The following is a 12,266-nucleotide window of genomic DNA, read 5'->3' on the forward strand; positions in this document are numbered from 1 at the left end:
TCCGTGGTGGTTGATGCATCAGGTGGAGAGGTGTGCGGTGCGTCACGCATGCAGCGCCGAGCGCGCGGTGGGCTGCAGGCGGAGCACCTCGGGCTCTGCCGCCTGCCAGGGCGCAAGACCGGGCACCACGTCACGCGCCCAGGCCCCGCTGTCGGTAAACGATGTCAGCGCAGCCTCGTCGCCAAACAGGGCCAGGCCCACCAGCACGGGTTCGCCTTCGCGTACCGGCAGGCGGGCAAAAGTGTTGGGGCTGGGCTCGGTGCAGAACCAGGCGATCTGGCGCGCGCCGCCGCGCTGCAGGGCGGGCGTCATGCGGTGGCGGCAGAAGTCCAGCAGTGGTGGTGTGGCGGGTTCCCGCAACGGCAACACGGTGACCTGCAGGACGCCAGCGGTGGCACCCAGCGCGCCGGGCTGCGGCCTTGCATGGTGTGGCAGGGCCGCCGTGGCGCCGGGCCAGGCTGGGCAGAGCAGGTGTACGTTGTCCGAATCGATCATGGTCGCATTGGCGGCGTTGCGGTGTGCCGCCCACACGGGGCCGCCATAGAAGCCCTCCAGCGCGCGGTGGCGCGCCTGCATGTCGGCAAAGCTGCGCAGCCAGACGAACCGGTCGGGCCGGTCCAGGTCGCGGAACTGGCCCAGCACGCGCATGCCGAGCGCCTCCTGGGTTTCCACAAACTCCCGGTCGAACAGGTCGATGAGCACCTCGCGCTGTTGGGGGTGCAAGGTGTACTGGCGCAGTTCGACGATGGCGTGGGGATCGGTGGTGGGCATTGGGTGCTCCTGAAAAGGTAGCGGGGCAACAAGGCAAATACAGGCCAGCAGTGTGCGCACCTATACCTGCCAACCTATGGCAGGTATTTGCGCTATCTTTGGTGTCCTGTCTTTTTGCACCACCCCTGCCAAAACCCATGCGCGCCAGCCGTTTGTTGTCCCTCCAGATGCTGCTGGAAACGCGCGGCCGCATGAGCGCGCAGGCGCTGGCCGAGGCGCTGGAGGTGTCGGTGCGCACGCTGTACCGCGATGTGGACCAGCTCAGCGCTGCGGGCGTGCCCATCTATGCCGAGCGGGGGCGCTACGGTGGCTTTGCGCTGCTGCCGGGCTGGAAGACCACGCTCACAGGCCTCACGCCGTCGGAGGCGCAGGCCGTTTTCTTGAGCGGGCTGCCCGGCCCTGCGCAGGACCTGGGCCTGGGCGGCGATGTGGCGGGGGCGCGCCTGAAGCTGCTGGCCGCACTGCCCGCCGCCTGGCGCGACGACGCGCAGCGCGTGAGCACGCGCCTGCACCTGGACCCGGTGGACTGGTACCGCGAGAGCGACCCCACGCCGTATTTGCCCACGGTGGCAGCCGCCGTGTGGAGCGGCCACCAGATCACCCTGCGCTACGAGGGCTGGGCGCGCACGGCAGAGCGCACGGTGAGCCCGCTGGGCCTGGTGCTGAAAGCGGGCATGTGGTACCTGGTGGCCTTGCCCACGGGAGCCGACACGCGCGGACCCCGCACCTACCGGGTGTCGAACATCCTCGCGGCCACAGCGCTGGACCAACCAGCCAGGCGCCCCGCACGCTTTGACCTGCCGGGTTACTGGGCCGCGTCGATCCGGCGTTTTGAGTCAGGCCTGTACACGGGCGAGGCCGCACTGCTCGCCACGCCCGAAGGGTTGCGGGGGCTGCGAGCACTCAGCAGCGCCGTGGCGCGTGCGGTGGCCGCCGCCCCTCCGTCCCGCCGCAAGGACGGCCGCACGGCCGTCACGATCCCCATCGAGTCGGTGGAGCATGCCTGCGGGCAGCTGATGCGGCTGTCGCCGCAGGTGGAAGTGCTGCGGCCCCTGGCATTGCGCCGCGCGCTGGTGGCGCGGGTGCAGGCCACGGCGCGGCTGTATGGGCTGGTGGCCGGATGAGGCACGGGCAATATCTGCTACAAATTAAATAGCGTCAAGGGCATTGTTTGTGGGCGCTATCGGCCCATAGGATCATCGAAGCCCGTTCCAAGGCAGTTCTTGAGTGGACCCGGCGTGCGCGGTGCGCTCACAGCCCCCGTTCCACCATGTCCAGCAACCGCTGGCCCAGCAGGTCCAGCATCTGTTGGGGCGTGCCGCGCAGCGGCCCGTCGATGGCTAGCAGCGCCATGCCATGCACGGTGGACCAGGCCAGGTATTCGGCGCCGGGGCGGCGCGCGGGCGGCAGGGCGCCCGCGGCCACCAGGTCGTCCAGTGCGGCGCTCAGGTGCTGGAAGGGGTTGAGCCCCGTGGCACCGCCCATGGCGGGGTCGGGGGTTTGCTGCACCGTGAACCGGCCTCCGAACGCGGTGCGAAAGAGCCCTGTCTCGGTGTGCGCAAACCGCAGGTAGCCGGCGCCCACGGCGCGCACCTTGGCGTGGGCCTGCTCGGTGGGTGTGCCGGTGGTGGGCACAAGGGCCAGCTCGGCCTCCATGGACCGCGCGGCGGCGGCCACGGCAGCGGCGCGCACGGCGCCCAGCAGGTCGTCGCGGTTGGCGAAATGGCGGTAGGCCGCATTGGGTGCCACACCCGCGCGGCGTGTGGCCTCGCGCAGCACCACCGCATCCGGCCCGCCCTGGCGCGCCAGTTCGATGCCCGCGTCCAGCAGCGCACGGTGCAGATCCCCGTGGCGGTAGGTGGCGCGTGCGGCGGGTGCGCTGGAGGGGGCAGCTTTGTTGCGGGTGCTTATGGTCATGGATCGTTGGGATGTGGACACTGTCCATTATCTTTGTTATTGTTTGTGGACGGTGTTCACAATTGCGCGCCGAAACCCTTCCTGCCCCGTCCATGTTCCCCAGGAGACCCCCATGAAAGTCGAGCCCTACCTGATGTTCGAAGGCCGCTGCGATGAAGCGCTGGAGTTCTACCGCCACGCTTTGGGCGCCCAAGTCACCATGCTCATGCGCTACAAGGACAACCCCGAGCCCGCCGCCGGCGAGGGCTGCGCCGATGGCAGCGGCCCGGGCCCCACGCCCGAGATGGTCATGCACGCCTCGTTCACCGTGGGCGACACGCAGATCATGGCGTCGGACGGCATGGGCTCGGGCCACGCCAGCTTCCAGGGCATCTCGCTGGCGCTGAGCCCCGCCACTGCGGCCGATGCCAAACGTTATTTCGACGCGCTGGCCGATGGCGGCAAGGTGCAGATGCCGCTCACCAAGACCTTTTTCTCGCAGGCGTTTGGCATGGTGGCCGACCGCTTTGGCGTGCCCTGGATGGTGGTGGCCCCCGAATGAGTGCAACCGCCATCACCCCCACCGACTCCCCCACAGGAACCCGCATGCTCGCTCTCTATGGCCACCCTTTTTCGTCCTACACCCAGAAGGTGCTGATCGCGCTGTACGAGAACGGGACATCGTTCGAACTGCTCAATCTCGACCCCGCAGAGCCCGTCAGCCATTCGGCCGACTGGTTGCGCCACTGGCCGCTGGCGAAGTTTCCGGTGCTGGTGGACCGTGACCACACGGTGGTGGAAAGCAGCATCGTGATCGAGCACCTACAGCTTGCGCACCCGGGGCCTGTGCCGCTGATTCCCGCCGACCCCCGGGCGGCACTGGACGTGCGCTTCATGGACCGCTTCTTTGACCTGCACGTGATGGCCCCGGTGCAGCACGCGGTCAACGCCGCGCTGACCGGCAACGCCGAGCGCAAGGCCGAAGGCGTGGCCTGGGCCGCCGAGAAGCTGGAGAAAGCCTACGCCTGGCTGGAGGGCATGTGGGCAGGACGCACCTGGGCGGCAGGCGAGGCGTTCTCGCTGGCCGACTGCGCTGCGGCGCCCTCGCTGTTCTATGCCGACTGGACGCACCCCATCGCGGCCACCTACCCGCAACTGCGCGCGTACCGTGCCCGGCTGCTGGCACGCCCCTCGTTTGCACGCGCGGTGGAGGGTGGGCGTCCGTACCGCCACTACTTTCCGCTCGGTGCGCCCGACCGCGACTGAGCAGCGCCCGCAACACGGCACCAGGAGACCCCCCATGATGAACCCCGAACCCCACGCCATGCATCGCTGGCTGCAGCAGCTGCTGGGCGACTGGACCTGCGAATCCCTGGCCGACATGGGCCCGGACCAGCCCCCCGCGCAAAGCCGGGGCACCGAGCAAGTGCGCGCGCTGGGCAGCCTGTGGGTGCTCTGCGAAGGGGCGGGCTCCATGCCCGGCGGGGGCGGCGACGCCCGCATGCTGATGACGCTGGGCTACGACCCGGACCAGCAGGCGTTTGTCGGCACATGGGTGGGCTCGATGATGACCCACCTGTGGGTGTACCGTGGCGCGCTCGATGCCGACCAGAAGGTGCTGACGCTGGAGACCGAAGGCCCCAGCTTCAAGAACGATGGCGCCACCGTGCGCTACCGCGACGTGATCACCCTGGTCAGCGCCAACGAGCGCACGCTCACCTCATTCGGCCAGCAGCCGGACGGCAGCTGGAAGCAGTTCATGCAAGCCAAGTACACGAGAACCCCCTGAGCCGCTGCGCGGCTTCCCCCTGGTGGGGGAGCACCCGGTGGACTGGCGTGGAACTCCGCCAGTCGCAAGCGCAACGCGCGTGACACACTGCGCTGTCCATCTCTTCTGATTTCCGCTGTCCCATGACCCTCCGCATCGAAGGCCGCGCTCGCTGGCCCGCACTCATCCTGCTGTGCCTGGGCGAGCTGATGATCGTGCTCGACACCACCATCGTGAATGTCGCGCTGCCCAGCATCAAGGCCGACCTGGGCTTTACCGAAACCTCGCTGGTGTGGGTGGTCAACGCCTACATGCTTGCCTTTGGCGGCTGCCTGCTGCTGGGTGGGCGGCTAGGCGATCTGTACGGCCACCGGCGGCTGTTCCTGGCGGGCATCACGCTGTTCACCATCGCATCGCTGGCCTGCGGGTTGGCCAATACGCAGGGGCTGCTGGTGGCGGCGCGCGCGGTGCAGGGCGTGGGCGGCGCGGTGGTGTCGGCCGTGGCGTTGTCGCTCATCATGAATCTGTTCACCGAGCCCGGCGAGCGAGCGCGCGCCATGGGTGTCTACGGCTTTGTGTGTGCCGGGGGGGGCAGCATTGGGGTGCTGTTGGGCGGGGTGCTCACCAGCGCATTGAGCTGGCACTGGATCTTTCTGGTCAACATCCCCGTGGGCGTGGCCATCTACCTGGCCTGCCTGGCGCTGCTGCCGGGCGGCAAGGGGCAGGCCCACGGACAGCGGCTGGACTTGGCGGGCGCCGTCACCATCACCGCGTCGCTGATGCTCGCGGTGTACGCCATCGTCAACGGCAACGCGGCGGGCTGGACCTCGCTGCAGTCGCTGGGGCTGCTGGGGGCTGCGGCGGCGCTGCTGGCGGCTTTTTTGTTCATCGAGTCGCATGTGGCTGCGCCGCTGGTGCCCCTGCCGCTGTTGCGGCTGCGCAATTTGGCCATCTCCAACGTGGTGGGCGTGCTGTGGGCGGCGTCGATGTTTGCGTGGTTCTTTCTGTCGGCGCTGTACATGCAGCTGGTGCTGGGCTACGACGCCATGCAGGTGGGCCTGGCGTTCCTGCCGTCCAATCTCATCATGGCGGGCTGCTCGCTGGGGCTGTCGGCCTGGGTGGTGATGCGTTTTGGCATTTGCCGCACGCTGGGCTGGGGGCTGCTGTTGGCGGCGGTGGGCCTGGCCCTGTTTGCGCTGGCGCCCACCGAGGGGCGCTTTGTGATCCACGTGCTGCCCGGCATGCTGCTGCTGGGCGTGGGCGCCGGCATTGCGCTCAACCCGCTGCTGCTGGCCGCCATGGGCGATGTGAAGCCCGAAGACTCGGGGCTGGCCTCGGGGGTGGTGAACACGGCCTTCATGATGGGCGGCGCCCTGGGCCTCGCCATCTTGGCCAGCCTGGCCGATGCGCGCACCGACCACCTGCGCCAGGCCGGGGCCAGCGTGCAGCAGGCGCTCAATGCGGGCTACCAGCTGGCGTTCTGGGTGTCGGCCTTGTGCTCGCTGGTGGCCGCCATGCTGGGTGGTTTCGTGTTGCGCCCGGCACCGCCTCCGTCCGCAGCCGCGCCTTCCCACGCGGGTGCCGTGTGAGGAGATAGGGTGCTATTTAATTGATAGCAGTTCAGGCATATTCCACTAGCGCATGCAGTCTTTTTGGCTTGAAATGGTGGCGAAGCTGTGTGCGCACGCTGTGCGGCACTGTCCTGTATGCCGCACCGCACTGTTCCACCCAGCGCACTTCTGAAAGCGGCCGCTGGCCTTATCTTTGGCAGGCGTGCTGCCCGATAGCCGGTGGCGCAAACCCAAGGAGTCCTTGATGTCGTCCTCCCCCACCGTGTCTTCGTCTGCCGCCAGCCTGCCCGTCGTGCAGGCCCAGGCGCTGGGTCCGCTGTGGCCCACGATGGACCCGTTCCTGTTCTGCGCCCACCATGACGACGCTTACCCCGCTGGCAACGGCGCGTTTGCGCCCGCCGTGTCGCTGGAGGGCCGCCAGATCGGCAGCGACTTCAGCCGCAAGGACGGCTGGAGCATGTACCACGGTGACACGGTGCCCGGCTTTCCGGGCCACCCGCACCGGGGCTTTGAAACCGTGACCCTGGTGCGCAAGGGCCTCATCGACCATTCCGACTCGCTGGGCGCCGCCGCGCGCTTTGGCGGGGGCGATGTGCAGTGGGTCACGGCGGGCAAGGGCATCGTGCATTCGGAGATGTTTCCCTTGCTCAACGCCACCGAGCCCAACCCGCTGGAGCTGTTCCAGATCTGGCTGAACCTGCCCGCGAAGAACAAGATGGTGGAGCCGCACTTCACCATGCTGTGGAACGAGCGCATTCCGCGCCTGGTCCACCACGACGATGCAGGTCGCGCCACCACGGTGACGGTGGTGGCGGGCGCCCTGCCCGGCGCGCCTGCACCGCTGGCGCCGCCACCCGAGTCCTGGGCTTCGCAGCCCGAGGGCGATGTGGCCATCTGGACGCTGCGCATGGACCCCGGCGCGCAGTGGACGCTGCCCGCCGCGCGCGGCCAGGGCACGCGCCGCATGCTGTACTTCTTTGTGGGCGACAGCCTGCGCGTGGGCCCGCAGGACGTGGGCCAGCACGCCGCGCTGGAGCTGGTGGCCGGGCAGGACTGGCAGCTGACCAACACCGGCGCGACGCCGCTGGAATGCCTGCTGCTGCAGGGCCAGCCCATCGCCGAGCCCGTGGCGCAGTACGGCCCGTTTGTGATGAACACACAGGCCGAGATCATGCAAGCCATGAACGACTACCGCCGTACCCAGTTCGGCGGCTGGCCCTGGCCCGACCAGGACCCGGTGCACGGCACCGAAGCGCGGCGGTTTGCGCGCTACCCCGGCCAGACGGAGGAAGAGCGCCCAGCCGAGGCCTTGTCGGGCGCATAGGGTTGTTCACCAGGCCCTGCCAAGCTTCCACGAGGCCCTGCGGCAGCCGTCCGGCGCCTCGTGGACAATCCGGGGTTTCGTTCTGACCCGCGCGGCGGCTGGTGGCATACCCCTGCCAGCCCCGCGCCGATTCTTCACCGCCTGAAAGCGCAAGCACCACCATGGCCACCACCATCACCAAAGACTCCGCCGTCACCATCACTTACAAGGTCACCACCCCCCAGGGCAAGCCGCTGGATGCGGGGCACCTGTCGTACCTGCACGGTGGCTACGAAAACATCTTCCCCAAGGTCGAGGCCGCACTCGATGGCCAGGCCGTGGGCTTCAGCACCACGCTGCAGCTGGCGGTGGAAGACGCTTTCGGCGCGCGCGATGAAAGCCTGGTGCGCACCATCCCCAAAAGCGAGTTCCCGCCCGGCGTGAAGGTCGGCGGCCAGCTGCAGGGCGTGGGCAACGACGGCCAGCCCGCCGTGTTCAATGTGGTCAAGATCAAGGGCCCCGAAGTGCATCTGGACGGCAACCACCCGCTGGCAGGCCAGGCGTTGACCTTCAGCTGCAAGGTCACTGAAGTGCGCGCTGCCAGCCCCGAAGAAGTTGCGCACCGCCATGTGCATGGTGCGCATGGCCACCACCACTGATAGTCATTCCAGAGGCCGCTGCGCGGGCCTCTGATTTGCCTCTGCTGGTTATAGGGCCTCCAGCACCGTCGCAATGCCCTGGCCGCCACCAATGCACTGTGTGGCCAGCGCATAGCGGCCCTTCTCGCGCTGCAGCAGCGCAGCGGCCTTGCCCGTGATGCGCGCACCGGTGGCGCCCAGCGGGTGGCCGATAGACAGCCCACCCCCATCCAGATTGACGGTGTCTTCGCGCAGGCCCAGTTCGCGGATGCACGCCAGGGCTTGCGATCCAAACGCTTCATTGATCTCCACGACATCCAGATCACTGACCGACAGCTTCGCGCGGGCCAGTGCCTTGCGTGTGGCGGGTACGGGGCCCATGCCCATGTACGCGGGATCTACGCCCGCAGTGGCCATTGCGCGGATGCGGGCTAGCGGGGCCAGGCCGTGCCGCGCTGCATATGCGTGGGTGGTCACCAAGACAGCCACTCACCATCGGTCAGCGGCGACGAGGTGCCAGCGGTCACCACACCATCTGCGCGGAATGCGGGCCGCAGCGCCGCCAGTGCTTCCAGTGTGGTGCCGGGGCGGATGCAGCCGTCCTGAGTGACCCAGTCGCCCGACGCCAGGGTAATGGGCACGATTTCGTCTTTCAGCAGCCCCGCCTCACGCGCCGCCGTAGCCTTGTGGTGCGACGAGACGGCCAGTGCTTCCTGATCAGCGCGGCTCACCCCGTATCGGTGGGCCACGTTCTCGGCCGTCTCTCCCATGCTGATGTACGTATCGCTGTGCTCGTACAACGTGGGGTGGGCCGAGAAGTTGAAGCCCCCCTGCGGAACCATGGTCATGGACTCGACACCGATGCACAGAAAGGCCTCGCCCAGGCCCGCCTCGATCTGCGCGGCGGCGATGTGAATAGCGGACATGGACGATCCGCAAAAGCGGTTCACCGTCATGCCGCCCACTTCGTGTGGCAGGCCCGCCAGCAGCGACACGATGCGCGCGATGTTGTTGCCTTGTGCTGCCTCCGGGTACGCGCAGCCTGCAATCACGTCTTCCAGGGTTGCAGGGTCGATTCCGGTGCGTTTCAACAGACCCGTGACCACCTGCGCGGCGAGGGCATCGGGCCGCACATCGGCCAACGCCCCCTTGCGGGCGAAGTGGAACGGGGAGCGGGCATAGGCAGAAATCAGTGCTTGCATGGTCAGACCTCGGTTGTGGTGCAGGAAGGCTCAGGCGCTGGTGGTGACCGCGTAGCGTCGGGCTGGCTGACGCAGCGACAGGAAAGGCCCGAGCGCCCGGCGCGCATCTTCCAGCGCGTTCCACTCGTGCACCGCTTCCAGCGAGGGGATGGTCACCGCCTCGCCCTGATCCAGACCGGCCAGCGCGGCATCCACCATGGCGTCCACGTCCATCAGCATGTCTTGCGGCAGGTGGCTGATGGGTGTACCCGCGCGATCCCAGATCTCGGTGCGTGTTGCTCCCGGCATCACCGCCTGCACGCGGACGCCTATTGGCCCCAGCTCCTGCTGCAGGGACCGGGTGAGGTTCAGCAGGTAAGCCTTGGTGCCGCTGTACGTGCCGCTGAACATCTCCGGCAGCAGTGCCAGAACGGAGGCAATGTTGATCAGCGTGCCCGCCTTGCGTGCCGCAAAGCCCTTGGCTGCAGCCGCAGCGAGCCGGGTGGGTGCCAGAACGTTCAGCGCCACCATGCGTTCCACGGCATCGATATCGGCGTCCAGCAATGTCCCTGTCACTGCAATGCCCGCGTTGTTGAGCAGCAGCGTGATGCCGGCGTCGCCGTGCAGACGCTGCTCCACACGGGCCAGGTCGCTGCGGTCGGTGAGGTCCGCCTGCAGCACCTCAGTCTTCACCCCGGTCTCCTGCGCCAGGCGGTGGGCGAGTGCAGCCAGGCGTGCGGAGTCACGCGCAACCAGGATCAAATCGTAGCCACGGCGCGCGAGACGGTCCGCGTACACGGCACCAATGCCGGACGAAGCGCCAGTGATGAGGGCTGTGCCCAGAGAGGGGCGAGAGGAATGGTTCTCTGTGGTGGTCATAAGGTTTCCTGAAATCTGTTTTAGATGATGATCATCATTTAAAATGTCAAGACTAAGTTTCAGGGCTTGCAGTCCGAGGAGAGATAGACAATGAAGGTCAGCAAGGAACAGATGGCGGAAAACCGTGAGCGCATCCTTAATGCGGCCGCGCAGTTGTTCCGCGAAAAGGGTTTCGATGGCATTGGTGTGGCCGACCTCATGAAGAGCGCGGGGCTCACGCATGGCGGGTTCTATGGGCACTTTGCGTCCAAGGACGAGCTCATGGCGCAGGCCAGCGCAAGGGCCTTGCACCGGCTGCAGACCGCCTGGGCAGCCATCGCGCGTGAGGCTGCGGATCAGGGGCAGGACGCTTTGGCAGCTATCGAGGCGGCCTATCTTTCGCCCCGCCACCGTGATGCACCCGGGCAGGGTTGTCTGCTGGCCGCTCTGGGCGGTGATGCAGCGCGGCAGGGGCCGGCCGTGCGTCATGCCGTGACCGAGGGCGTGCGCGCCCAACTGGAAGGACTGGCCACCTTGGTGCCTGGCCGTACCAAGGCTGCGAAGCGCCAGCGTGCGCTGGCCGACTATGCGAATCTGGTGGGCGCCATGGTGCTGGCGCGCGCGGTGGACGATGAAGAGCTGTCGAACGAAATCCTGAATGCAACCGCAGCCTCACTGCGCTTGCCAGAGCCTGTCCCGCGATGAGTGCCCGCGGCGTATGAAACGCAGCGCGCTGGATCTTGCGATCGCATTTTTGTCCTTGCATTTCTGCGGGTGCTACAGCCACAGCGTGGAGCCCTGAGATGGAAAAACACAAAGCCCGCAGAGCGGGCTTTGTGTCGTGGTCGACGGGTAACTTACTTGGCTGCTTCAGGCTTGGCAGCGTCGGCTTTTTTCTCTGCTGCTGCCTTGGTCTTCTTGGCCTTCGCCTTCTTCTCTGCCTTCTTTTCTGCAGGGGCAGACGCTGTGGCGGTTGGCGTTACTGCGGGCTTGGCTTCGGCTTTGGTCGCTGGTGTGGCGGGCGTGGCCGGAGTCGCTGGGGTGGCAGGCATGGCCGATGTGGCAGGGGTCGCAGGCGCCGCGGCCTTCGCGGGGGTTGCTGGCGTTGCGGGGGCCGCAGGGGCTTGGGCAAACGATGCGGTCACAAAGAAACCGGCGAGCAGGGCAGCGAGGAGCTTGTTCATGAGAAATCCTTTCAGATCGGATGACCGCCCGACACAGCGTCGGACTTAGCTATGCAACGGCGCTCGGAGGCGTTGCGATGACAGGTTACGAAGTCATTGGCAACAAGGCGTTACCGCGCCCCAGACCGCGCCCGTTCAGCACCGGCTCCTTGGTCAAGCGCTCGCGTGCCCATTCCACAAAGGCGCGCACTTTCGCCGGGGCCCGCCGGCCTGCGGGGTACACGATGTGCACGGGCACGGGGGGCAGTTCGTGGTCGGCCAGCACGATGCGCAAGCGCCCTGCGCGCAGGCTGGCTGCGGCCTGGTAGGCGAGGCAGCGGGTCAGACCAATGCCTGCCTCTGCGGCGGCAATGTCGACCTCGTTGCTGTTGCTGATCCAGGTGAATTGCGGCTGGCCGGTGGCGCCATCGCGAAACTTCCAGGGCGCTGGCGTGCGTGCGTCAAAGGCGAAGCCGATGGCCCGGTGGCTGCTCAGGTCGGCCGGGTGGCGTGGCTTGCCGTGTTGCGCCAGGTAGGCGGGAGACGCCACCACCAGGCGGCGCAGCGCGCCCACTTGCACCGCAGTGAGGCCGGAGTCAGGCAGGTGCGCGATGCGGATGGCCACGTCCATGCCTTCTTCGAGCAAATGCACCAGGCGGTTGACGAACAGTGTGCGCACCTGCACGCGCGGCTGGGCCTGCAAAAAGCCCTGCACGATGGGGGCCACATGCTGGATGCCGAACATCTGCGGTGCCGTGATGGACAGCAGCCCCTGGGCCTCGGCCTGTGCACCGCTGGCGGCCTGCTCGGCCTCGTGCAGGTCGTTCAGGAGGGGACGGCAGTCGTGCAAGAAGCGCTCGCCCGCCTCGGTCAAGCGCACCATGCGCGTACTGCGCTGGAACAGCAGCACACCCAGCCGCGCCTCCACCGCCGCAATGGCGCGCGTGACGGCCGTGGCGGAGCAGCCCAGCCGCCGGCCTGCCACGGCAAAGCCGCCCGCATCGGCCACGGTCACAAAACAGCGCAAGGTGTCGAGGTAGTCCATGCGAGCCATTATTGCGGATGCCGCAATTATGAAAAGCGGTGATTGGCTATTCACATCGAAGCTTGCAATAGA

13 protein-coding genes and 1 pseudogene are annotated in these 12,266 nt (G+C 67.4%); 8 read left to right on the top strand and 6 right to left on the bottom strand.

Annotated features, from left to right (window positions below; genetic code table 11):
• Positions 1-42: 42 nt before the first annotated feature.
• Positions 43-771 (bottom strand): NIPSNAP family protein, encoded by a 729-nt coding sequence (locus ASC83_RS22725; protein ID WP_056067926.1) that lies wholly within the window; start codon positions 769-771, stop codon positions 43-45.
• A 137-nt stretch (positions 772-908) separates the two neighbouring features.
• On the opposite strand from ASC83_RS22725, the gene ASC83_RS22730 reads away from it, so the two are divergent.
• Positions 909-1,895, top strand: a complete 987-nt coding sequence (locus ASC83_RS22730; protein WP_056067928.1) for a YafY family protein — start codon at positions 909-911, stop codon at positions 1,893-1,895.
• 127 nt (positions 1,896-2,022) lie between these two features.
• Here ASC83_RS22730 and ASC83_RS22735 read toward each other — a convergent pair whose 3' ends face one another.
• The gene (locus ASC83_RS22735; RefSeq protein WP_056067930.1) at positions 2,023-2,688 is read right to left on the bottom strand and encodes a TetR/AcrR family transcriptional regulator; all 666 of its coding nucleotides are present in this window, start codon (positions 2,686-2,688) and stop codon (positions 2,023-2,025) included.
• Positions 2,689-2,800: 112 nt separating this feature from the next.
• Between ASC83_RS22735 and ASC83_RS22740 the strand changes: the two genes are divergently transcribed.
• The 6 genes from ASC83_RS22740 (at position 2,801) to ASC83_RS22765 (ending at position 7,968) form a co-directional block, all read left to right on the top strand.
• Positions 2,801-3,229, top strand: a complete 429-nt coding sequence (locus ASC83_RS22740; protein WP_056067932.1) for a VOC family protein — start codon at positions 2,801-2,803, stop codon at positions 3,227-3,229.
• Between the two features lie 44 nt (positions 3,230-3,273).
• Entirely contained in the window at positions 3,274-3,933 is a 660-nt protein-coding gene (locus tag ASC83_RS22745) for a glutathione S-transferase family protein (protein ID WP_056067934.1), read from the top strand.
• A 34-nt stretch (positions 3,934-3,967) separates the two neighbouring features.
• Positions 3,968-4,456, top strand: a complete 489-nt coding sequence (locus ASC83_RS22750; protein WP_156379588.1) for a DUF1579 domain-containing protein — start codon at positions 3,968-3,970, stop codon at positions 4,454-4,456.
• 122 nt (positions 4,457-4,578) lie between these two features.
• Positions 4,579-6,024, top strand: coding sequence for an MFS transporter (locus ASC83_RS22755; RefSeq protein WP_056067935.1), 1,446 nt, complete (start codon positions 4,579-4,581; stop codon positions 6,022-6,024).
• A gap of 226 nt (positions 6,025-6,250) precedes the next feature.
• Positions 6,251-7,330: a pirin family protein gene (locus ASC83_RS22760; protein WP_056068129.1), complete on the top strand. Its 1,080-nt coding sequence runs from the start codon at positions 6,251-6,253 to the stop codon at positions 7,328-7,330.
• 161 nt (positions 7,331-7,491) lie between these two features.
• Positions 7,492-7,968, top strand: a complete 477-nt coding sequence (locus ASC83_RS22765) for a peptidylprolyl isomerase (RefSeq protein ID WP_056067938.1) — start codon at positions 7,492-7,494, stop codon at positions 7,966-7,968.
• 48 nt (positions 7,969-8,016) lie between these two features.
• Here ASC83_RS22765 and ASC83_RS22770 read toward each other — a convergent pair.
• Positions 8,017-9,149 (bottom strand): annotated as a pseudogene (locus ASC83_RS22770) (acetyl-CoA C-acyltransferase).
• A 30-nt stretch (positions 9,150-9,179) separates the two neighbouring features.
• Complete coding sequence (locus tag ASC83_RS22775) at positions 9,180-10,007, bottom strand: SDR family oxidoreductase (protein ID WP_056067941.1); 828 nt, start codon at positions 10,005-10,007, stop codon at positions 9,180-9,182.
• A 90-nt stretch (positions 10,008-10,097) separates the two neighbouring features.
• Here ASC83_RS22775 and ASC83_RS22780 point away from each other — a divergent pair, with 90 nt between their 5' ends.
• Entirely contained in the window at positions 10,098-10,691 is a 594-nt protein-coding gene (locus ASC83_RS22780; protein WP_056067943.1) for a TetR/AcrR family transcriptional regulator, read from the top strand.
• Positions 10,692-10,843: 152 nt separating this feature from the next.
• Here ASC83_RS22780 and ASC83_RS22785 read toward each other — a convergent pair whose 3' ends face one another.
• Positions 10,844-11,170, bottom strand: coding sequence for a hypothetical protein (locus ASC83_RS22785; protein WP_056067945.1), 327 nt, complete (start codon positions 11,168-11,170; stop codon positions 10,844-10,846).
• Between the two features lie 85 nt (positions 11,171-11,255).
• Positions 11,256-12,194 carry a LysR family transcriptional regulator gene (locus ASC83_RS22790; protein ID WP_056068133.1) on the bottom strand — a complete coding sequence of 313 codons (939 nt, stop codon included), beginning with the start codon at positions 12,192-12,194 and terminating at the stop codon, positions 11,256-11,258.
• Positions 12,195-12,266 lie beyond the last annotated feature (72 nt).

Origin of the sequence: Acidovorax sp. Root402 (assembly GCF_001425125.1) — a bacterium.
GTDB classification, from domain to species: domain Bacteria; phylum Pseudomonadota; class Gammaproteobacteria; order Burkholderiales; family Burkholderiaceae_C; genus Acidovorax; species Acidovorax delafieldii.